17 protein-coding genes are annotated in these 20,749 nt (G+C 67.7%); 4 read left to right on the top strand and 13 right to left on the bottom strand.

Going from position 1 to position 20,749, the window contains the following annotated elements; translation table 11 throughout:
• Positions 1-207: 207 nt before the first annotated feature.
• Positions 208-1,503 carry a DNA polymerase III subunit delta' gene (locus AC4AMJ_RS27305; protein ID WP_489916047.1) on the bottom strand — a complete coding sequence of 432 codons (1,296 nt, stop codon included), beginning with the start codon at positions 1,501-1,503 and terminating at the stop codon, positions 208-210.
• A 171-nt stretch (positions 1,504-1,674) separates the two neighbouring features.
• Here AC4AMJ_RS27305 and AC4AMJ_RS27300 point away from each other — a divergent pair, with 171 nt between their 5' ends.
• The gene (locus AC4AMJ_RS27300; protein ID WP_489900666.1) at positions 1,675-3,132 is read left to right on the top strand and encodes an adenylate/guanylate cyclase domain-containing protein; all 1,458 of its coding nucleotides are present in this window, start codon (positions 1,675-1,677) and stop codon (positions 3,130-3,132) included.
• 171 nt (positions 3,133-3,303) lie between these two features.
• Positions 3,304-5,652, top strand: a complete 2,349-nt coding sequence (locus AC4AMJ_RS27295) for an arylsulfatase (protein ID WP_489897966.1) — start codon at positions 3,304-3,306, stop codon at positions 5,650-5,652.
• Positions 5,653-6,081: 429 nt separating this feature from the next.
• Here the strand turns inward: AC4AMJ_RS27295 and topA are convergent, their stop codons facing one another.
• The 3 genes from topA to AC4AMJ_RS27280 all read right to left on the bottom strand — a co-directional run bounded on the left by topA (position 6,082) and on the right by AC4AMJ_RS27280 (position 10,244).
• Entirely contained in the window at positions 6,082-9,087 is a 3,006-nt protein-coding gene (topA, locus tag AC4AMJ_RS27290) for a type I DNA topoisomerase (protein WP_489916044.1), read from the bottom strand.
• Between the two features lie 215 nt (positions 9,088-9,302).
• Positions 9,303-9,896 carry a hypothetical protein gene (locus AC4AMJ_RS27285; protein WP_489897968.1) on the bottom strand — a complete coding sequence of 198 codons (594 nt, stop codon included), beginning with the start codon at positions 9,894-9,896 and terminating at the stop codon, positions 9,303-9,305.
• Positions 9,897-10,040: 144 nt separating this feature from the next.
• Positions 10,041-10,244 (bottom strand): cold-shock protein, encoded by a 204-nt coding sequence (locus tag AC4AMJ_RS27280; protein WP_004022110.1) that lies wholly within the window; start codon positions 10,242-10,244, stop codon positions 10,041-10,043.
• Positions 10,245-10,576: 332 nt separating this feature from the next.
• On the opposite strand from AC4AMJ_RS27280, the gene AC4AMJ_RS27275 reads away from it, so the two are divergent.
• Both AC4AMJ_RS27275 and AC4AMJ_RS27270 read left to right on the top strand, forming a co-directional pair.
• Positions 10,577-12,931: a DEAD/DEAH box helicase gene (locus AC4AMJ_RS27275; RefSeq protein ID WP_489918527.1), complete on the top strand. Its 2,355-nt coding sequence runs from the start codon at positions 10,577-10,579 to the stop codon at positions 12,929-12,931.
• Positions 12,924-13,478 (top strand): hypothetical protein, encoded by a 555-nt coding sequence (locus tag AC4AMJ_RS27270; protein WP_489897969.1) that lies wholly within the window; start codon positions 12,924-12,926, stop codon positions 13,476-13,478. Before AC4AMJ_RS27275 ends, AC4AMJ_RS27270 begins: the two co-directional genes overlap by 8 nt.
• 10 nt (positions 13,479-13,488) lie before the next feature.
• Here the strand turns inward: AC4AMJ_RS27270 and AC4AMJ_RS27265 are convergent, their stop codons facing one another.
• From AC4AMJ_RS27265 to AC4AMJ_RS27225, 9 genes are all read right to left on the bottom strand, one after another.
• Positions 13,489-14,544: a TIGR03857 family LLM class F420-dependent oxidoreductase gene (locus AC4AMJ_RS27265; protein ID WP_489916042.1), complete on the bottom strand. Its 1,056-nt coding sequence runs from the start codon at positions 14,542-14,544 to the stop codon at positions 13,489-13,491.
• Between the two features lie 196 nt (positions 14,545-14,740).
• Positions 14,741-15,103, bottom strand: coding sequence for an Rv3654c family TadE-like protein (locus AC4AMJ_RS27260; RefSeq protein WP_489897971.1), 363 nt, complete (start codon positions 15,101-15,103; stop codon positions 14,741-14,743).
• Positions 15,100-15,477 (bottom strand): TadE family type IV pilus minor pilin, encoded by a 378-nt coding sequence (locus AC4AMJ_RS27255; protein ID WP_489897972.1) that lies wholly within the window; start codon positions 15,475-15,477, stop codon positions 15,100-15,102. The genes AC4AMJ_RS27260 and AC4AMJ_RS27255 overlap by 4 nt, the downstream gene beginning before the upstream one ends.
• 62 nt (positions 15,478-15,539) lie before the next feature.
• Positions 15,540-15,758 carry a DUF4244 domain-containing protein gene (locus AC4AMJ_RS27250; RefSeq protein WP_489916040.1) on the bottom strand — a complete coding sequence of 73 codons (219 nt, stop codon included), beginning with the start codon at positions 15,756-15,758 and terminating at the stop codon, positions 15,540-15,542.
• A gap of 109 nt (positions 15,759-15,867) precedes the next feature.
• Positions 15,868-16,497 carry a type II secretion system F family protein gene (locus AC4AMJ_RS27245; protein WP_489916038.1) on the bottom strand — a complete coding sequence of 210 codons (630 nt, stop codon included), beginning with the start codon at positions 16,495-16,497 and terminating at the stop codon, positions 15,868-15,870.
• Positions 16,494-17,291, bottom strand: coding sequence for a type II secretion system F family protein (locus AC4AMJ_RS27240; RefSeq protein WP_489897974.1), 798 nt, complete (start codon positions 17,289-17,291; stop codon positions 16,494-16,496). The genes AC4AMJ_RS27245 and AC4AMJ_RS27240 overlap by 4 nt, the downstream gene beginning before the upstream one ends.
• Positions 17,288-18,460 (bottom strand): TadA family conjugal transfer-associated ATPase, encoded by a 1,173-nt coding sequence (locus tag AC4AMJ_RS27235; RefSeq protein WP_489916036.1) that lies wholly within the window; start codon positions 18,458-18,460, stop codon positions 17,288-17,290. Before AC4AMJ_RS27235 ends, AC4AMJ_RS27240 begins: the two co-directional genes overlap by 4 nt.
• The gene (gene ssd / locus AC4AMJ_RS27230; RefSeq protein WP_489916034.1) at positions 18,457-19,515 is read right to left on the bottom strand and encodes a septum site-determining protein Ssd; all 1,059 of its coding nucleotides are present in this window, start codon (positions 19,513-19,515) and stop codon (positions 18,457-18,459) included. Before ssd ends, AC4AMJ_RS27235 begins: the two co-directional genes overlap by 4 nt.
• A gap of 96 nt (positions 19,516-19,611) precedes the next feature.
• Positions 19,612-20,568, bottom strand: a complete 957-nt coding sequence (locus AC4AMJ_RS27225) for an esterase/lipase family protein (protein WP_489897977.1) — start codon at positions 20,566-20,568, stop codon at positions 19,612-19,614.
• Positions 20,569-20,749 lie beyond the last annotated feature (181 nt).

The raw sequence follows: 20,749 nt of genomic DNA, 5'->3' as shown, positions 1-20,749 counted from the left end.
AGCGTCACGAAAGGCGCCCTTCGTGACACTCGGCTAGCGCCTCGTTCCTCAGGGACCGAGTAGACGGTTCACCCGATCGCAGCCCAATCCCCGCTCCCTGAGGAGCCTCCGAGCCTGCGAGGATGCGTCACGAAGGGCCCCTTCGTGACACTCGGCTACCGCCTCGCTCTCAGCGAGCGGTGGAGCTTCCCCAGATCGCGTCTCCAGTCAGGCCGCACGCATCGCCAGGTTGATGGTCGCCACCATCGCGTCGACGGCGAACTTGGGTTTCACGTTCACGTCGAGCGCGGTGCGGCATTCCAGAACAGCCTCCACACAGCGCAACAACTGTTCCGGGGTGGCGTACGCGGCCATCGGGACGGCGATGTCGTCGGCCTTGTCGGGGTGCATCGGCCTCACCTGCGCCCCGACCGCGATCACCAGTGCATCGCGGAACAACGCGGCCAGATCGACGAGCGCCCGGTCGAGCACATCGCGCGAGACCCGAGTGGCCCGCGACTTCTGCCGCTTCTCCAACTCCTTGAGCGCGCCGGCGGTGCCGCGCGGGGGGCGGGCGGTGCCCTTGCCGGTGCCACCGGCACCCAACGCGGTCTTCATCTCTTCGGTCTCGGACTCGTCGAGTTCGGAGCTGATCGCCCTGGCCGCGTCCTCGGCGGACCGGACCAACGCTTCCGCGGCTGCATAGGCCGTCGAATCACGGGTCGCCGCCCGGGCCAGACCGAGTGCCTTCTCCCGCTGGGCGCGGGCATCGTCGTCGGTGGCCAGACGCTTGGCACGCCCGATGTGACCGCCGCAGACCCCGGCCGCCCAGGCCGCTCGTGTGGGGTCGATGCCGTCGCGCGCCACCAGCACCCGTTCGATGTCCGCGACCGACGGGGTGGCCAGCGCGATGTGGCGGCAGCGAGATCGCAGGGTGACGGAGATGTCCTCCGGATCGACCGACGGCGCACACAACAGGAACACCGTGCGCGACGGAGGTTCCTCGACAGCCTTGAGCAGCGCGTTCGCGGCCTGCTCGGTGAGCCGGTCGGCGTCCTCGACGATGACGATCTGCCACCGCCCGGTCCCCGGCCGCCGCGCCGCGGCCTGCACGACGTCACGGGCCTCGAACACCGACAGACTCAGTCCCTGCGGGACCACGTGTCGCACGTCGGCGTGGGTCTGCGCCATCACCGTGACGCAGGCACGACATTCCCCGCACCCCACCTCGTTCTCGGACTGGCACTGCAGCGCCGCCGCGAAGCAGGTCGCGGCCACCGACCGCCCACTGCCCGGCGGCCCGGTGAACAGCCACGCATGGGTCATCGCCGCCCGGGATGCACCGTCGTAGACGTCGCCGACGGCACCCGGCAGATCGGAATCGGCACCATCGGCGAACATCGAGATCGCGCCGGCGGCGCCTTCGTCGAGGCGTGCGGCGACACCGCGGGCGGATCGGGCGGCCGAGGCGAGCTCCTCGGCCACTGCGACCTGCCCGGTCAGACGATCGAAGACATTTGTCACACCGCCAGCGTAATGCGCAGTTCAGACACCGCTGATGGACCTGTGCGTGTTTAACAACTGCAAGCAGGCGGCTACCGTTGTTACGTGATTGAACGTCGGTCTCGGTGGTCAAAGGGCCTGCACCTGGCCCGATGGCTCATACACACACCGTGGCCGATCCTTGCCCTGGACATGCTGCGGGCAAACGTCGTCGGCGCGTTGTTCACGTTCGCCTTCCTCCGGTTCGGCATGCCGCTGCAGGATTCCATCAGTCTGGACGAGATCACCGCGCTCAATCAGGCCATCTTCGCGATCTATCTGGTCGTCGCGATGCTGGTCGGCGCGTTCCTCAGCATCCAGTTGTCGCTGCCTGTCCTCGTCTGGCATCGACGGCGTACCCGGCTGGACAACGACTCGGCTCGGCGTCGGGCACTGCGACTCCCCTACGTGTTGTCGGTCGTCAACCTGGGTCTCTGGGTCGTCGGCGGTGTGCTGTTCACGATGGTCAACTTCGCGGTGTCGCACCGGAATGCGTTCATCGTGGCGATGGCCAGTGGCATCGGAGCACTGGTGACGTGCGTGCTCTCCTACATGCAGGCCGAGAAGGTGCTGCGGCCGATCACCGTGGCGGCAATGGCCAATGATCCGAACGGCGCGGTGGCGCCGAGCGTCACGACCCGGATCGCCGTGTTCTGGGTGGTCAGCGTCGTCGCGCCGTTGGCGGTCATCATCGGTTTGATCACCTTGCAGCGTCTCGGCTGGATCGAGACCGATCCGGCCGGTCTGCAACGTCCGATCCTGTGGATGTCGGGCGCGGCGCTGGCGTTCAGCGTGATCGCGATCGTCCGGGTCGTGGCCGCGATCAACGACCCGATCAAGCAACTGCGCCGTGCCCAGAGCAAGGTCAGTGACGGCGATCTGAATGTCGCCGTGAAGATCTACGACGGCAGTGACCTCGGCCTGCTGCAAGCCGGTTTCAACGACATGGTCGCCGACCTGCGCGAGCGGCAGCAGCTGCGCAACCTGTTCGGCCGGTACGTCGGCGAGGACGTCGCCCGCCGCGCCATCGAGACCGGCACCGAGCTCGGGGGCGAGGAACGCTACGTCGGGGTGTTGTTCGTGGACATCGTCGGGTCGACGCGCCTGGCGGTGAACCGTCCGCCGCGCGAGGTGGTCGAGCTGCTCAACGAGTTCTTTCGGGTCGTGGTGGCCGTCGTCGGACGCCACGGCGGGTTCGTCAACAAGTTCCAGGGTGACGCGGCGTTGGCGATCTTCGGGGCGCCGCTGGATCTCGAGGATTTCGCCGGGTGCGCCCTGGCCTCGGCCCGCGAGCTCCGTTCCGAGCTGTACCGCACCCTCGGTGACACCGACATCGGTATCGGGGTCTCCGCCGGCAAGGCGATCGCCGGGCACATCGGCGCCGAGGAGCGCCTCGAGTACACCGTGATCGGCGACCCGGTGAACGAGGCCGCTCGCCTCACCGAACTCGCCAAGGACGAGCCGACGCGAGTGCTCGGATCGGCTCGCGCCGTGTTCCTGGCATCGCAGGCCGAATCGGAGCACTGGGAGATCGGGGAGGGCGTCGAACTGCGCGGCCGGGGCATCGAAACACTGCTGGCGCGGCCCTTGCTCGAACCGATGGGAACCTGAGCCGGGCCCGGCGCTGTGTCACCGCCGATTCCACATCGGTGGATTCCGCACCCTGCGGGGCGTCACGCACGTGCAGATCGCGTGAATTCTCACGGACACGGCCTGCAGCGGCGCCGACAGGTCATACGCTCGGGAACGTTCACGCAACCCAGGTAGTGGGATCGAGGATCAATGAGCGAGTCGCGATCGGTGATCGGAAATCCGCTGCCGCCCACGCGGATGTTGCCGTTCCCGCCGAAGCGGTCGGGCAGCATCGCGGGGCGGACCATGCAGGAGTCCACCTACAGCCCGCTGCCCCCGGAGCGCCACCTGCCCGACGACGCCCCCAACGTGTTGGTCATCCTCATCGACGACGCCGGTCCGGCACTCCCGTCGACGTTCGGCGGCGCCATCCAGACGGAGACGCTCGATCGTGTCCGGGAGAACGGGATCGGTTTCAACCGCTTCCACACGACGGCGATGTGTTCGCCGACGAGGGCATCGCTGCTCACCGGCCGCAACCACCATCGGGTCGGCAACGGTCAGATCGCCGAGCTCGCCAACGACTGGGACGGCTACTCCGGCCACATTCCCAAGAGCAGTGCGACGATGGCCGAGGTTCTCCGCAACTACGGATATGCGACGGCGGCGTGGGGCAAGTGGCACAACACCCCTGCCGAGGAGACCACGAAGGCCGGACCCTATGAGAATTGGCCGACCGGGGTCGGCTTCGAGTACTTCTACGGATTCCTCGCCGGAGAGGCATCCCAATACGAACCGAACCTGGTCCGCAACACCACATCGGTACTTCCACCCAAGACACCTGAGGAGGGCTACCACCTCAGCGAGGACATCGCCGACGACGCCATCGGGTGGCTGCGCGATCACAAGGCGCTCGCGCCCGACAAGCCATTCTTCATGTACTGGGCTACCGGATGCCTGCACGGGCCGCACCACATCATGAAGGAGTGGGCGGACAAGTACGCCGGCAAGTTCGACGACGGGTGGGACGCGTACCGGGAGCGGTCACTCGAGGGCGCGAAGGCGGCCGGCTGGGTGCCGCAGGACGCCGAACTCACGGCCCGACCGGAGAGCCTGGCCGGATGGGACGAGATCCCCGAGCATCAGAAGCCGTTCCAGCGCAGACTGATGGAGGTGGCTGCCGGTTTCGGCGAACACGCCGACGTGCAGGCGGGCCGGCTGCTCGACGAGCTTGACCGGCTCGGTTACACCGACAACACCGTCGTCGTCTACATCTGGGGAGACAACGGATCATCAGGTGAGGGCCAGAACGGGACGATCAGCGAACTCCTCGCGCAGAACCAGATCCCCACCACGGTCGACCAGCACATCGCCGCGCTCGACGAACTCGGCGGCCTCGACGTCCTCGGTTCCCCGGCTACCGACAACCAGTACCACGCCGCGTGGGCGTGGGCCGGCTCGTCCCCGTACCAGGGCATGAAGCTGCTCGCTTCCCATCTCGGCGGCACCCGCAACCCGATGGTCATCCAGTGGCCGGATCGCATCACCCCGGACCCGGATCCGCGGACCCATTTCACCCATGTCATCGACCTCGTGCCGACGATCTACGAGATCATCGGCATCTCGCACCCCGACCTCGTCAACGGCATCCCGCAGGACCCGATCGACGGCACGAGTTTCGCCTACGCGATCGACGACAAGACGGCCGCAGAAGGTCGCCGGACACAGTACTTCGAGATCATGGGAAGCCGATCCATCTACGCCGACGGGTGGATGGCGTCGGCGATCGGCCCACGACTGCCCTGGGTTCCCGGAGCTCCTCCCGGGATCAAGACATGGACGCCCGATCAGGACCGGTGGGAGCTCTATCACCTCGACGAGGACTGGAGTCAGGCCCACGACCTCGCCGAACAGCACCCAGAGAAACTCGCCGAGCTCAAGGAGATGTTCGCCATCGAGGCGGCCCGCAACGACGTCCTCCCGATCGGCGGGGGCCTGTGGGTGGTCACGATGCACCCCGAACAGCGCATCGCCCCACCGTATTCGGAATGGGAGATGACCGGCGACACGGTCCGTGTACCCGAGTTCTGCGCTCCCGCCCTCGGCAACCGACCGAACACTGTCCGGATCGACCTCAGCATGGGCGAGCGCGCTAACGGCGTGCTGTACAAGCTCGGCGGCGCGGGCGGCGGACTCACCTGTTTCCTGATCGACGGTGTGCTGACCTACGAATACAACCTGTTCCTCGTGCAGCGCACCACGATCGCCGTGCCGAAACCTCTCGACGCCGGCGACCACACCATCGAGATCGAGACCACCTACGTCGAGCCGAGGCTGGGCGGGCCACTCGCGGTGACCTTGCGGGTCGACGGCACCGAGGCGGCGTCGGGAACCGTTCCGATCAGCGCGCCGCTACTGTTCAGCGCCAACGACTGCCTCGACATCGGGCGTGCCTACGGCGGCGCCGTGTCACGCGCCTACGTGGACAAGATGCCGTTCGCGTTCGACGGCACCATCGGGCGAGTGCACGTCGCCTACGCGGTCCCGGCAGACGCCTGACGCCCTTCGTGACACTCGGCTGGCGCCTCGTTCCTCAGGGAGCGGGTCAAGAACGAGTCGCACATCCCGCAGCGCGGGCAGACCAAACCCACCGCACCCAAGCACGTCCGGGCGCCAGCAGACCGAACCCCACCGCACCCAAGCACGTCCGGGCGCCGGCAGACCGAAACCACCGATCCCTGAGGAACCCCGGAGCGCTAGCGGAGGGGTGTCACGAAGGGCGCCCTTCGTGACACTCGGCTGGCGCCTCGTTCCTCAGGGACCGGATTTGATCAGGCGCGCGAAACCGACCGATTCGATCAAGCACATGAAGAACCGACCGATTCGATCGAGCCGACCAAGAAGCGAGCGGTTTGAGCACGTACTGAAGAACCGACCGGATTCGACCAAGTGTGAAACCGACCGATCCGATCAAGCGCCTGAGACCGTTCAGTCCGCCGACTTCTTGGCAGCCTTCTTCGCGGTCGTCTTCTTGGCCGTCGTCTTCTTGGCCGCGGTTTTCTTGGCGGCCGTCTTCTTGGCCGGCGCCTTCTTCGCGGCGGCCTTCTTGGTCGTCCGCTTCTTCGCCGGGCCGCGTGCCCGCCGGTCGGCCAGCAACTCCATCGCCCGTTCCGGCGTGATCGAGGCGACCTCGTCGCCCTTGCGCAGGCTGGCGTTGGTCTCGCCGTCGGTCACGTACGGCCCGAACCGACCGTCCTTGATCACCATCGGCTGCTCGCTGACCGAGTCGTTGCCGAGCTCCCGCAACGGCGGCGCGGCGGCCTGGCGGCCTCGACGCTTCGGTTCCGAGTAGATCTTCAGCGCGTCGTCGAGAGTGATCTCGAAGAGCTGTTCCTCGTTGGCCAGCGACCGCGAATCGGTGCCCTTCTTCAGGTAGGGCCCGTACCGCCCGTTCTGCGCGGTGATCTCATCACCCGACTCCGGGTCGACCCCGACGACCCGCGGCAGCGACAGCAGCTTGAGCGCATCGTCGAGAGTGACCGTCGAGATGTCCATCGTCTTGAACAATGATCCGGTGCGCGGCTTCGGCCCGGCCTTCTTGGCGGCCTTCTTCGCGGGCGCCTTCTTGGCGGTCTTCGTCGCGGTTCCGCCGTTGCCGGACGGCGCGTCGTCGAGCTGCACGACGTCCGCGCCGGAACCGCCACCGTCGCGCGGTGTCGGGCCGGCCGGGACCGTCGCGGGCGCATTGCCGTTGCCCTCGCCGTCGTCGTCGGACGGCAGGATCTCGGTCACGTAGGGACCGAACCGGCCTTCCTTGGCGACGATCTCGTTGCCGGTGACCGGGTCGTGGCCGAGTGAGCGCCCCTCCTGCGGCGTCGCGAACAACTTCTCCGCGACCGCGAGAGTCAACTCGTCCGGCGTGATGTCGGCGGGCAGGTTGGCCCGCTGCAGATCCGGGTCGGCATCCGGACCCGCGACGTTGCGTTCCAGATACGGCCCATAGCGGCCCACCCGCACGAAGACCGGTCGGCCCTCGTCGTCGTCGAACAGACGGATCGAATTGACCTCGCGTGCGTCGATCTCCTCGAGGTTGACGCCGACGAGCTTCTTCAGACCGCCGTGCTTGGCGATGTCCGACCCGGCGATCGCGGCGTCATGCTGTCCGTCCGGAGCACCGTCACCGAAGTAGAACTCGGTCAACCAGCGGGTGCGGTTCTCGTTGCCGCTCGCGATCTGGTCGAGATCGTCCTCCAGCGAGGCGGTGAAGTCGTAGTCGACGAGATTCTCGAAATACGCTTCGAGCAACCCGACGACGGCGAACGCGATCCACGACGGGACCAGCGCATTGCCTTTCTTCACCACGTAGCCGCGGTCCTGGATGGTCCCGATGATCGACGCGTAGGTCGACGGCCGGCCGATGCCAAGTTCCTCGAGCACCTTGACCAGCGACGCCTCGGTGAACCGGGCCGGCGGGTTGGTCGAGTGCCCGTCGGCGGCCAGCTCCGTCGCGGTCAGCGCCTGGCCCTCGGTCAGGTTCGGCAGGCGGTTCTCGGCGTCGTCCGCCTGACCGCCCGTCTGCTCGTCGACGGTCTCGACATAGGCCGACAGGAAGCCCGGGAAGGTGATCGTGCGGCCCGACGCGGCGAAGGTGCACTGCTCGCCCGACGTCGCGGCACCGGAGATCCGCAGGCTCATCGTGGTGCCCTTGGCGTCGGCCATCTGAGAGGCGACGGTGCGCTGCCAGATCAGCTCGTAGAGCCGGAACTCGTCGGTCTCGAGCTGATTGGCCACCTGCCCCGGTGTCCGGAAGGACTCACCGGCGGGCCGGATCGCCTCGTGCGCCTCCTGCGCGTTCTTCACCTTGCGGTTGTACTGACGCGGCGTCGGATGGACGAACGAGTCCCCGTAGAGTTCGCGGGCCTGGGCGCGGGCGGCGTTGATGGCCGACTCCGACAGCGATGTCGAGTCGGTACGCATGTAGGTGATGAAACCGTTCTCGTACAGACGCTGCGCGATCCGCATGGTGCGATCGGAGGAGAACCGGAGCTTGCGGCCGGCTTCCTGCTGCAGCGTCGACGTCATGAACGGCGCGTAGGGACGCCGGGTGTACGGCTTCTCCTCGACCGAGGTCACGGTCATGGCGGCGCCGTCGAGGGCGGCCGCCAGGCTGGTGGCGCGCGCGCCGTCGAGGACCAGCACGCCGTCAGACTTCTTGAGCGCACCGCGGGCGTCGAAGTCGCGGCCCGTCGCCACCCGGGCGTCGTCCACCGAGACGAGTCGCGACGAGAAGGTCCGCGGCGTCGAGCTGGATTCGGCCCCGACATCCATGGTCGCGGCGATGTCCCAGTACTCCGCCGAGACGAAGGCCATCCGCTCGCGCTCCCGGTCGACGATGATCCGGGTGGCCACCGACTGGACGCGGCCCGCCGACAGCTTCGGCATGACCTTCTTCCACAGCACCGGGGACACCTCGTAGCCGTAGAGCCGGTCGAGGATGCGCCGCGTCTCCTGGGCGTCGACGAGGTCGATGTCGAGGTCACGCGGGTTCTCGGCAGCAGCCCGGATGGCCGGTTCGGTGATCTCGTGGAACACCATCCGCTTGACCGGGATCTTCGGCTTGAGCGTCTCCAGCAGATGCCAGGCGATCGCCTCACCCTCGCGGTCACCGTCCGTCGCGAGGTAGAGCTCGTCGACGTCGCGCATCAGCGACTTGAGTTCGGTGACCGTGGACTTCTTGTCCGCGGAGACCACGTAGAGCGGCTCGAAGTTGTCGTCGACGTTCACCCCGAGGCGGGCCCACGATTCGCCCTTGTACTTCGCCGGGACGTCGGCGGCGCCGCGCGGAAGGTCGCGGATGTGGCCGCGCGAGGACTCCACGACATAGTTCGCGCCGAGGTAACCCGCGATCTTGCGGGCCTTGGTCGGCGACTCGACGATGACCAATCGTCGGGTCGTGCTCCCGTTCGCGGGAGCGGCGGTGCTGGTATCGGCCACCGGGCGTCCTTACTTCGCTTTCGCTGCTGGTGTCGGGCGAGACGAGGAGATCCTCGTCAGCCGCACGACACTCGATGAGGTTTGTACCTTATATATAGCGTCGTCTGCACACTCGGATTCCCACCATCAAAGCCCCAGTGTGACAAATTGCGCCACCGATACCGAGAATTGGCAGGTCAGAGGGGTATCGAAGAAATTCAGATGTGTTGAGCCCGTCAGTGCATCGAGTCACCGACCACGGGCCACTGCTCGGCCGCGCCCGGTTCGGTCGGCGGTTCCCCGACATACTCGAGCAGATGCGTCAGACGGCGCTTGCCGGCGATCCGTAGGGCCGGCGACTGGCCCCGCGTGCCGACCAGCGTAGGCGCGACCCCCACCCGCATCAACGCGGTCGCGAGCAACGCATGGGTGTCGGGCGCGTGCGCGTCGAGGCCCAGCAGATAACGGTCTGACTCACGTTCACCGGCCGCGATGGTCCACAGCCGCAGTGCCCGCGGTGACGGCACCCAGCCGGCCGGCATCGCCTTGACGGCGCCTGCCGACCATCGGCGGTGCAGCTCGTCGAGTTCGTGACACGGGGCGGTCCGGGCGATCGGATTGCCCTCGTCGGACATCACCACTTCGGCAGTCGCGCCGGCAGCGGTCATCTCCTCGACGAGGGCGCGTGCGCGCCACTCATCGGGCACGACCACTGACACCCGCGTACCCGACTCCGACCGGACTGCCTGGCCATGCGTGGCAAGCAGACCCGCCAGATCCTCGTACGCAGGTTGGTCGATCTGCGCCGAGAAGAACGACAACTGGCCCACACACCGAGGTTACTGCGTGTTCGTGCCATCGGGGTTGCACGCAGCGCCCGTGCGCGCCCCGAGAAAAAGACGCTCCCGGCCACCATGTCGGTGACCGGGAGCGACTTCGCTCAAGCTTGCTTCGCAGCTTGCAGGAGGCGACTCCTAGACAGCGCGGACGCCAGTGGCCTGCGGGCCCTTGGTTCCCTGGCCGACCTCGAACTCGACCCGCTGGTTCTCCTCGAGGGTGCGGAATCCCGAGCCCTGGATTTCGGAGTAGTGGACGAACACGTCGTCGGACCCCTCATCAGGTGCGATGAAGCCGAAGCCCTTTTCCGCGTTGAACCACTTCACAGTTCCCTGTGCCATTACTGCAATCCTTTACATACATTCCAACTGACGCGACACGATGGTCTCGTGTCGTTGGTCGGTTCCGACCGCCATACCTCGAAAGATCCCCACGGAGAGCCCGCCAAATCAGCTTCAGTACCACGGTCACAACACGATCTCGGGAAAACACCGGAAGTCCCGGCGCCTCCCGAAAGCTGCGACCGCCACTAGTCAATCACGTTCGGACGCCGTGCGATAGTCACCCCAACCAACCTGCGTGAAAACCTGGCGATTTTCGTCGTCAGGACATATCGAAGTAACATCGAGGTCCCATGTCGACCTTCGACGTGGACCAGGTGAGTCGCCAAACAATGCAGAATCCCTCGTTCGGGTCCGAACTCCTCCGCCGCAGCATGGCCGGGACCGAGACCGCTTCGACGACGCTGACACACATGTCGGTGATCCCCTCGCGGACAGCGTCTTTCGTGGACTGGCCGGACTGGGCCGCACCAGCGCTGGTGGCCGCGTTCGTCGAATCCGGGATCGACAAACCGTGGGTGCATCAGATGACCGCGGCAGACCTGGCCTATCGCGGAAACCACGTGGCGCTCTGCACCGGTACCGCATCCGGGAAATCGCTGGCGTATCAGTTACCCATTCTGACCACACTGTTGAAGGATCCGAATTCCACGGCGCTGTATCTTTCACCAACAAAGGCGCTGGGTGCCGACCAGATCCGTTCGGTCTCATCGCTACTCGCGACGCGGGCTCGGGACGTGGGCGAGGATGTTCAACGCGAGTTCACACATCTGCAACCTTGCGCCTACGACGGTGACACCGACGTCGAGATCCGCCAGTGGGCCCGTGCGCACTCCCGATGGATCTTCACCAACCCGGACATGCTCCACATCGGGATCCTGTCCGGCCATGCGCGCTGGCGGCACTTCTTCCGACACCTGCGCTACATCGTCGTCGACGAAGCACACCATTACCGCGGTGTATTCGGTTCGCACACAGCGCTGGTTCTTCAACGCCTGTTGCGGATTGCGCGGTCGGCCGGCGGCGATCCGACCGTCATCGGCACCAGCGCGACGATGGCCGAACCGGCGGAAGCGTTGACGCGCTTGATCGGCGAGCCCGCCGTGGCCGTCACCGAGGATGCCTCGCCGCGCGGCGAACGGACCGTCGCGCTGTGGGAACCCGACTTCCTGCCCGCGGTCACCGGCGAGCACGGGGCGCCGGTCCGGCGTTCCGCGGGTGCCGAATCGGCGCGTCTGCTGGCCGATTTCGTCGTCGAGGGAGCCCGCACCCTCTGCTTCCAACGAAGCCGCCGAGGCGTGGAGCTCACCGCGCGTCAGGCGCGGCATCTGTTGGCGCAAACCGCGCCCGAGCTGGTGGATCGGGTGGCCGCCTACCGCGCAGGCTATCTGGCCGACGACCGACGCAAGCTCGAGCGGGCCATCGCCGACGGCGACCTGGTCGGTGTGGCCACCACCAACGCACTCGAACTCGGTGTGGACATCAGCGGGCTGGACGCGGTCATCGTCGGCGGCTACCCGGGGACCGTCGCGTCGTTCTGGCAGCAGGCCGGCCGCGCCGGACGTCAACGCACCTCCGGCGATTCGCTCGTCGTCCTCGTCGCCCGCGACGACCCGCTCGACACCTACCTCGTCCACCATCCCGACGCCCTGCTGGGACGCCCGGTCGAGACGACGGTGACCGACCCGACCAACCCCTACATCCTCAAGCCTCACCTGCTGTGCGCGGCCGCCGAGCTCCCCTTGCGCGACAGCGAGATCGCGGCCTGGCACGCCACCGATGCGGTCGCCGAACTGGCCGCCGACGGTATGCTGAAACGACGCAAGGCCGGCTGGTATGTGGCCGCGGGCATCGAACCGCATGCCGACATCGACATCCGCGGCGGCATCGGCGGGCAGGTGCTGATCGTCGACACCACGACCTCCCAGCTGCTCGGCACCGTCGATTCGGGCCGCGCGCCCTCCACTGTCCATCCCGGGGCGCTGCACATCCATCAGGGCGAGTCGTATGTCGTCGACGAGCTGGATCTGACGGACGGTCTGGCACTGGCGCATCCGGAGGAACCCGACTGGACGACGTCGGCGCGCGAGACCACCGACGTGACGATCACCGACATCGTGGCACGCCGCGAGTGTGGGGACCTGACGGTGGCGCTCGTGGACGTCGACGTCACCCATCAGGTCGTCGGCTATCTCCGCACACTGTTGTCCGGGGAGGTCCTCGACTCGGTGGAGCTGGACATGCTTCAACAGACCTTGAGCACGCGTGCGGTGATGTACACGCTGACCCCGGAAGCGCTGGAAGACGTCGGGGTCACGGTCGGTCGGTTCCCCGGTGCGCTGCATGCCGCCGAACACGCGGCCATCGGACTGCTGCCTCTCGTGGCGTCGTGTGATCGGTGGGACATCGGCGGGTTGTCGACGAACCAGCACCCCGACACCGGGCTGCCGACGGTGTTCGTCTACGACGGCTACATGGGTGGTGCCGGTTTCGCCGACCGCGGGTTCGCGGCCTTCGGCACCTGGATCGCCGCCACCCGTGATGCCATCGCCAGTTGCCGGTGCGAGACCGGGTGTCCGTCGTGTGTGCAGTCGCCGAAGTGCGGCAACGGTAACGATCCACTCGACAAAGACGGCGCGATCAAGGTGCTGACCCTGTTGAGTCGGCGATACTCGACATATGACTGACGATCGCGCAGACGGACGAGAGGACTTCGCACACACGATCACCTCCGTGCGACCCGCCTACTTCCTGCTCGCACGACCGACCGAGCACACCGATGAACTGCCGGCCAACATCGGTGAACGTGACGTGTTCTTCGACGCCGACACCGCCATGGACGCCCTCGACCTGCACTACGCCTGGTGCGCCGCGCAACGCGGCGGATTCCACGCCGCCGTGGTCCGCAGCGCGCACTGGTATCTGCAGAGCGCGATGGTCGGACCCCAGGTGACTCCCGGGCTCGGCGAGGTGTACCTCGCCACCGAGGGACCGGGCGGTGCTCGCGCCATCGCGGGCGGTTTTCTCACCGAGGGTGAACTCGTCCACTGGACGTCCTTCGTGCGCGCCGCGAGCCGCTACATGACGGTCGCCCCGGACGCGCTCACCCCCGAACCGGTCTTCGAACTCGCCTATTTCGGTGACGACACGGTGGACTTCGGCCACATCTGGTTCTCGCCGTTGCAGTCTCGTCGGGTCTATCCGAAGCGGATCGTCGTCGACGACGAGAGTTGACCAGAGCCGATCAGGCGCCGCCGTCGCCGGCACGATAGGCCGCCACGACCGGTTCGAGTTCGGCCGGTGTGGCACCGTGCATGATGACCGCGTCGGCACCGTGGTCGAACTCCTTTCGGACACGAACCGCGCACTGGTGCGGTGAGCCGGTGGCCGCGGGCTCCAGCCAGTCGTCGGGGATCAGCGTGGCGATGTGCTCGATCTGCTCGGCGCTGGCCTTGTGGTCGATGCCGCCGGGGATGGAGGTGACCACCGTGTCCTCCCGGAAACGCTGCAGCACGGCCGGGTCCCAGTCGTTGGTCTTGACCAGCAGATCTCCGTAGCCCTGCAGATAGGTCGCCAGCCTGCCGACCGTCTTCTTCATGCGTAGTTCCTCGGGCAGGTGATCTCCCACGGTCGCGAAGCACGACCAGACGCGGACGCTGTCGGGGTCGCGGCCGGCCTGTTCCGCGGCCTGCTTCACCGTCTTCACGCTGCGCTGCACGGTTTCCGGCGTGAAGTAGGTGTGCAGGATGACGTCGTCGAATGCCCGGCCGCCCAACGCAAGGGTCTGCGGGCCGAACGCCACCAGGGCCAACCGGATGTCCTCGTCGAAGTCGGGGTCGAGGAACAACAGGTCGTAGTTGCCGATCGGGCCGTCGTGGTTGAAGATCAGCTCCCCATGCCAGAGCCGCCGCATCACCTGGGCGAAATCCTCCATCTGTGCCGTGGTGACCGCCGGGACCCCGAACGCCGCGTACATGGCGGCGATACCGCGGCCGAGGCCGAGCGTGAACCGGCCGCCGGAGAGTCGATGCATCGTCGTGGCCCACGATGCGGTGATCAGCGGATGGCGGGTGTTGTGGTTGGTTGCCGCGGTGGCGATCTGCATCCGTTCGCTGACCGCGCACGCGGCGCCCACCAGGGACGACGCCTCCTTGACATTCCACCGCTCGGAGATGAACGCGGTGCCGAAGCCCAACGCCTCACCCTGCCGCGTCTCGTCCATGAGCGCCGCGGGACCCTCACCGCCGGCGCCGGCCAGCAGGTAGTAGCCCAACTCGTCGAGTACCCGTGGTTCACTCATCGACTCCCCCTTCAATCGCTGTCCGTGGCCGCGCTCCCCTGTGCATTCAATACGGAAACACCAACAGTTGTGATGCTTTTGCCGTCCCCGGTCGGCGGCCGGATGGACGAGCCGTCCACCCTTGCACTCGGTGGTGAGTCGTGAACCGGTCACCACCTCATCGGATCGGCCGAACCGTTGCCTGCCCGGCGGCGGGTCATCCCACCGGCCCGGCACGCGCGGACGCCGTCGCGACGTGGACACCGAACGGGCCCAGTGCGACCCGCACACCGACCGTCAGGATCACATCGACGCCGTCGACGGTGCAGCGCTCGATCGTGGCACCGACCGCCTGAGCGACGGCGATTCGACGGCCCGCCGCGCACGGATCCGGTTCGGCGAGCGCGTGATGCTGCGCCGCCGCGAGAGCGGCGAGATCGGCGGCCGACTGCGCCCGATGCCGTGCCAGCACCGCGGCGCCGACGTAGAGCACCAACACGATCACCGCCGTGATCGACGCGATCACGAAGGCGCCGAACACGGTGGCGAATCCCCGCTCATCGGTCCTCCACCGTTTCAAGGCGGCTCCTCGTCAGAGAGGTCGGCGTCGGGCTCGTCCATGACGGGGACCGTGCCGGACACGGTCTCGTCGTCGGGTTCCTTCTCGGCCACTGCCCGAGCGGACAGCTCGAGGACGGGCAGCAGCGGAACCGCCGAACGAACCTCCGCAACGATCTGCGAACCCACATCGTCGATCCTGATTCGCGCACCTCGACCCGCAACAGCGGCCGCGGTCGAGCGCGCCGACTCATCGCCGACCGCGGCGAGCCGGGCCGCCTCCCGAGCGGCGTCGGTACATCGGATCTGAACCGTCACACCCGCCACCGCCCCGACCCCGATCACCACCGTGGTCACGATCGCCGCGATCGCGTACGCCCCCTCCACGGTGACCATGCCGCGATCGTCCGCCCACGATCGTCGAATCTGCTTGATGACCCGTCTCACCGCGCGGCCTCTCAGCCAACCGAGGTGTTCAACGCCTTGCCGATGATGCCGGTGAGTGCACTGACGATGTTGTCGCCGGTCACGACGGTATAAAGGATGGCACCGAACGCTGCGGCAGCAATCGTGCCGATCGCGTATTCCGCGGTGCTCATGCCCTGATCGTCGGAGACAACTCGCCACACCTCGTTCGTGAGCCGCTCGATCGGACGACGAAAGATGTTGTCCTTCATGATGTTCTCGACCTCTTTCCGACGCACCCTGCGTCTGTTCCTCTTAGACGCACACCGTGCCCGTTCGGATCCATTGCCTCGTGGCGAATCTCATCGCGTCGCAAGCCGCTCAGCCGGCGAGCACCGATCCGGCCAGTCCGATGACCACCGGCACGATCCCGAGGCACACGAATGCGGGCAGGAAACACAGACCGAGTGGGCCGCTGATCGCGACCCCGGCGCGTTCCGTTGCCGCGAGCGCATCGTCGTGCGCCTGCCGGCGGGTGTTCTCGGCGAGCTCGGCGAGGCCACCGGACAACGACGACCCCGCGCGTGACGAGCGTCGCGCGAGGGTGGCCAGAGCATCGAAACCTGCTGTATTCGCATCGGTTCTGCCGAGGCGACGGCCACCACGAGCTCGGGGCTCCTCCGGCCGGCGCCACGCGTGCTCGGCATCTGCACCGAGCGCGAGCAGCTCGGCGGTCGCCGCCAGCGGCTCGGCCAGCCCGGGCGGCGCCGACCGGGCCACGATGGTTGCGGTGCCGCCGGTGGGCAGACCGGCCCGAAGGCAGACCGCGAAGAGGTCGAGGGAGGCCGCGACCGCGAACGGGTCGTCCGGTGGTCGGCGTGCATCGTCGGAGCGAGGGCGGCGCGGGTGGTCGGTCGGCGGCACAACCCGACACAGCGACCACCGCGGCGAGGGCCAGAGCCAGATCGAGGCCGCCATCAGGACGACCGCGAACAACGCCGAGACGCTCATCCGCCGGCGGCCCGGTCCGTGATGCGCTCCGACCACACCAGCCCGGCCACCGACAACGCGGTCCCGATGATCAGTAGGAGGCCGCCCATTCCGTCTCCGAGCAGAACCGTCACCGGGTGTGCTCCCATCAGTTCGCCGAGAATCACACCGAGGATCGGCAGGCCGGCGAGCACCGCGGCGGTGGCCCGCGGACCCGCGAGACCCGCCCGTGTACGAGCAGCGAACTGTCTGCGCGCCTGCAGGTCTGCACGTACCGACTCCAAGAGCTCGATCATCGGCAATCCGTGACGGTCGGCCAGCTGCCAGGCGACGCCCACGCGACGCCAGGACGGCCCGTCATCACCGTCGATACCGGGCATGATGTCACCGCCGAGTTCCGCTCGGCCCGCCATTGTGGAGAGTCCGCCGACAACCGGCGACCCGACGTTCCCGACGTCGAGTTCTCGTGCCGCCGCGGTACAGGCACGGGCCGGTGGTGCACCGACGGACAGTTCGGCGATCATCACCGACAGCGCGAGCAACAGCTCGGTAACCTCCCGGTCCCGGGCCGCCGAGCGCCGACTCCGCTGCCAGCGCCACACCAGGCACCCAGAGACCATCAGCGCCGAGATCGCCGCCGCGAAGCCGCACACCGGGAGCGCGACGAGCGGTGCGACTCCCGCGCCCAGATACTTCGGTGGCGGCAACCTGGATGGACGATGCGACGGCTCGGCCAGGCAGGCGAGTCGATACTCGGGGCGCGAGGCCGGCCACCACTGCACCGCCAACGCGGTCACCACGAGCACCAGGGTCATCGAACCGACCGGCGGTGGGTGAGCTCGTCGAGATCGGCCGCCGACGCGGTGAATCCACTGCCTCGCATCCACACCGGCCGGATTCGGACCAGGCCGTCCACGTCTCGCGAGACGAGGCCGATCTCGAACAGGCCCCGCGCCCCGCCCGGCGTGCGAGCGACGCCCAGAACCACATCCACCGCTGCCGAGAGCTGGCTGTGCAGAGCGGCGCGTCCCATGCCACCGAGCGCCGCCAACGCCTCCATCCGGGCCGGCACCTCGGCGGTCGAGTTCGCATGAAGTGTGCCAGAACAACCATCATGCCCGGTGTTCAGCGCGGTGAGCAGATCGATCACCTCGGCGCCACGGACCTCGCCCACGATGATCCGGTCGGGCCGCATCCGCAGCGCCTGCCGCACCAGCGAACGGACCGGGACCTCGCCTGCGCCCTCGACGTTCGCGGTACGCGCGACCAGCCTGACCACGTGCGGGTGCGGCGGATCGAGTTCGAGGGCGTCTTCGACGCACAGTATCCGTTCGTTCGCCCCCATCTCCCCGATGAGTGCACCCAGCAATGTGGTCTTGCCCGATCCGGTTCCGCCGACGATCAGAAACGCCAGCCGCGCGCGCAGGATCTCACGCAATACGGGCACCGTGTCCTCGGGGATGGCGCCGAGTGATACGAGCTCGTCGAAGTTCCTGGTGGCCGTGCGCAAGACGCGCAGCGAGATACAGGTGCCGTCGGTTGCCACCGGCGGTATGACCGCGTGCAGCCGCACTGTGTGTCCGCGCCGGCCGACGCCGGCGAGCTGCCCGTCGACCCACGGCTGCGCGTCGTCGAGTCGCTTGCCGGCGTTGAGCGCCAACCTGGCGGCCAGGCGTCGAACGGCCGCCTCGCCGTCGAAGCGGATGCCGGTGCGCTGCAAACCCGTTCCTCGATCCACCCATACGTTGTCGGGGCCCACGACGAGAATGTCGGCGATATCGGGTTCGGCCAGCAGATGTTCCAGCTTGCCGGCGCCGATCAGCTCCGTCTGCAAGAAGCGCAGAGCGGCAAGAAGATCGGTGTCCCCGAGCATGCCACGCGACTCGACCCGGATGGCGTCGGCGATCACTTCCGCGGTCGGTTCGGCGGCTTGACCGGCCAAACGATCGCGGACCCGATCGAGCAGGGCGTCGTCAGTCGTCACGCCGAGACCCGTTCACCGAGATCCGCCTTTCGGTATACGACGTGCGCGGCACGTCCGAGCGGGCTGCGCGCCGGGACCCGGAGTCTGCCGGAGTCCATCCGCCCGGGCAATCCGGGATCAGAACGGTAGGTGGTGAGTAGCGGCATGCCGATCGCTGCCGCACACTCCGCGGCTCGGAGGCCGCTCGGAGCGGGCCCGCGAACCGCGAGCCCGGTGGCGACCCCATGGCTGTGGAGCCGGTCGGCGACGGTTCGGGACGATGCCACACCGGGCACGGTGGCGGTGGTGACCAGAACGACGAGGTCCACGGTGTCGAGCACGGCGTCGGTGACCGGGCCGGCGGAACGGGGCAGGTCCACCACCACGAAATCGCCGTCGGCACGCCCGGCATCCATGGTGGCGATCACCGCGTCGGCGCGGATCGGGAGACGACTGTCGCGGCGGGGTGCGAGCACCGAGAGCCGGTCATCGACGTGGGGCAACGCGTGGTGCAGCGCCTCCGCCCGCACCGCGCCACCCTCGACGGTGAGGTCCTGCCAGCGCAGTCCGGCATGGCTCTCGGCTCCGAGGGCGAGATCGATGCCGGCACCGAACTCGTCGACGTCGAGCAGCAGCACACGGGCCGAGTCGGCGGCCGTGAGGGCGACGGCGGCCGCCAAGGTGGTGGCGCCTGCGCCGCCATGCCCGCCGATCAGCGCGACGGTGCCGGCGGGATTGCCTTGTGGTGCACGGAGGTCGGTGAGGAGGCCGACGAAGGTGGACTCGTCGGCCGGCAATGCCACCACATGATCGGCGCCGAGGTCCATCGCCGCGCGCCAGATATCGGCGGGCGGAGTGGCCCCGGTGACCACGACGATGCCGTCCCGGCGGGGCGGCAACCGTCCGGCCAGCGCCTGGATGGCATCATCATCCGCTGCTATCGCAGTGGCGCGCAGCCACTCTCGACGGCAGTCGGCGGGCCGTGCGGTGAGCATTCGATAGCCGGCCGCCGCGGCACACCGTGCGACGTCGTCGTGGAGGTCGGAGCCCACCAGGGCGAGGAGTTCATCGGGCACGAACCCATCGTCGCGGGTCGATCCGACCGCGATGCGCCCGCGACGCCGGGACGGCCGGATCTGTGGAGTTTCGCGAAACTGTGGATGCCCGGCCACTCAGCCGGTGAACGGGGGCACGAAATCGCACGGCACCCGCACCGGATGCCCCGGGTCAAGCGCGTTGAGCACCATGTACGCGGCACGCCGCGACCCGGCGATCGCCAGATGATCGCTGTGGTCATCGGCGCAGGTGTCCTGCACGACGATGTTGCGAACGCGCTCACCCGGCCCTCCGGGGATCTGACCACTCGTGTACGGGACCACGAACTCGTCGTAGCGGGTGGAGATGTTCGTGTAGTCGATGCCCTTCACGTACGGACTGCCTCCGCGCCAGATGGCCCGGTTCATCGTCGACCCCGCGGTCATCTGCCCGCAGGCCGCGCAGATCGGCATGTCCGCACCCCGCAGCAGCTGCTGGGTGATCTTGGTGAACGGCGTCCCACTGAACGAGCCGCGCCACAGCGGCGCGAGGGAGACGTACTTCGTGACCTTGGGCGCCCCGCCCAGGTACTTCAGGTAATAGGTGGGCATGTACGTGCCCTGCGAGTGACCGACGAGGTCGACCGTCTTGGCGCCAGTGGCGGCGAGTACCCGGTCGACGAACCGCGACAGTTGCGCCGCACTGCGCTCCATCCGGTCCATGCCACCGATCGCCGACACGGGCCACGGCGTGTTCGGCAATGCCCCGTAGGTGAGCGCGAACACGCAGTAGCCCCGGTTCGCGAGCATCGCGACATACGCGCCCCAGTTCGTCTGCTGGGCGCCGCCGGTGCCATGGACCAGGACGACAGGGCGGGGATGGCGCGCAGTCGGTGTGCAGGTGAAGTCATTCGACCCGGGCAGCGAACCACCGGGATGGGCCAGTTCGGCCGGGATGCCGGAGAAGAAGTTGAACGTCTCGGGCAGCGGCTGCCGTGGCGCTGCCGATGCGACGCCGGTTCCGAGCGCCGCGATGACGCACGCGGCGATCAGTGCCGCGGCAAATCCCTGGATGTGCTTGATACCGCCGACCATGACGATTCCCTCCCCGGAATACGGAATGGAGTGAACCTAGCAAGTGCTTGGTCAAGCGTCCAGGTCTTCCGGGCCCGGGTTTCCCGGGGATCACGCGGAGGAACAACGCGCGGGCGCGAGACCACACCCGGTCAGCGCAGATGACGGCTCATTCGCGGGAAAGCGGCGCCGGCCGCGGACG

Source organism: Gordonia sp. LMA484, from assembly GCF_058129505.1.
The sequence above is the reverse complement of the archived record's forward strand: the minus strand, read 5'-3'. Positions and strand labels throughout refer to the sequence as shown.

Coding starts and splice junctions, on each gene's coding strand:
- AC4AMJ_RS27295 (WP_489897966.1), top strand. CDS start 3,304: ATGAGCGAGTCGCGATCGGTGATCGGAAATCCGCTGCCGCCCACGCGG.
- AC4AMJ_RS27275 (WP_489918527.1), top strand. CDS start 10,577: ATGCAGAATCCCTCGTTCGGGTCCGAACTCCTCCGCCGCAGCATGGCC.
- AC4AMJ_RS27255 (WP_489897972.1), bottom strand. CDS start 15,477: ATGGTCACCGTGGAGGGGGCGTACGCGATCGCGGCGATCGTGACCACG.
- AC4AMJ_RS27265 (WP_489916042.1), bottom strand. CDS start 14,544: ATGAGTGAACCACGGGTACTCGACGAGTTGGGCTACTACCTGCTGGCC.
- AC4AMJ_RS27245 (WP_489916038.1), bottom strand. CDS start 16,497: ATGAGCGTCTCGGCGTTGTTCGCGGTCGTCCTGATGGCGGCCTCGATC.
- AC4AMJ_RS27240 (WP_489897974.1), bottom strand. CDS start 17,291: ATGACCCTGGTGCTCGTGGTGACCGCGTTGGCGGTGCAGTGGTGGCCG.
- AC4AMJ_RS27280 (WP_004022110.1), bottom strand. CDS start 10,244: ATGGCACAGGGAACTGTGAAGTGGTTCAACGCGGAAAAGGGCTTCGGC.
- AC4AMJ_RS27250 (WP_489916040.1), bottom strand. CDS start 15,758: ATGAAGGACAACATCTTTCGTCGTCCGATCGAGCGGCTCACGAACGAG.
- AC4AMJ_RS27225 (WP_489897977.1), bottom strand. CDS start 20,568: ATGGTCGGCGGTATCAAGCACATCCAGGGATTTGCCGCGGCACTGATC.
- AC4AMJ_RS27300 (WP_489900666.1), top strand. CDS start 1,675: ATGCTGCGGGCAAACGTCGTCGGCGCGTTGTTCACGTTCGCCTTCCTC.
- AC4AMJ_RS27270 (WP_489897969.1), top strand. CDS start 12,924: ATGACTGACGATCGCGCAGACGGACGAGAGGACTTCGCACACACGATC.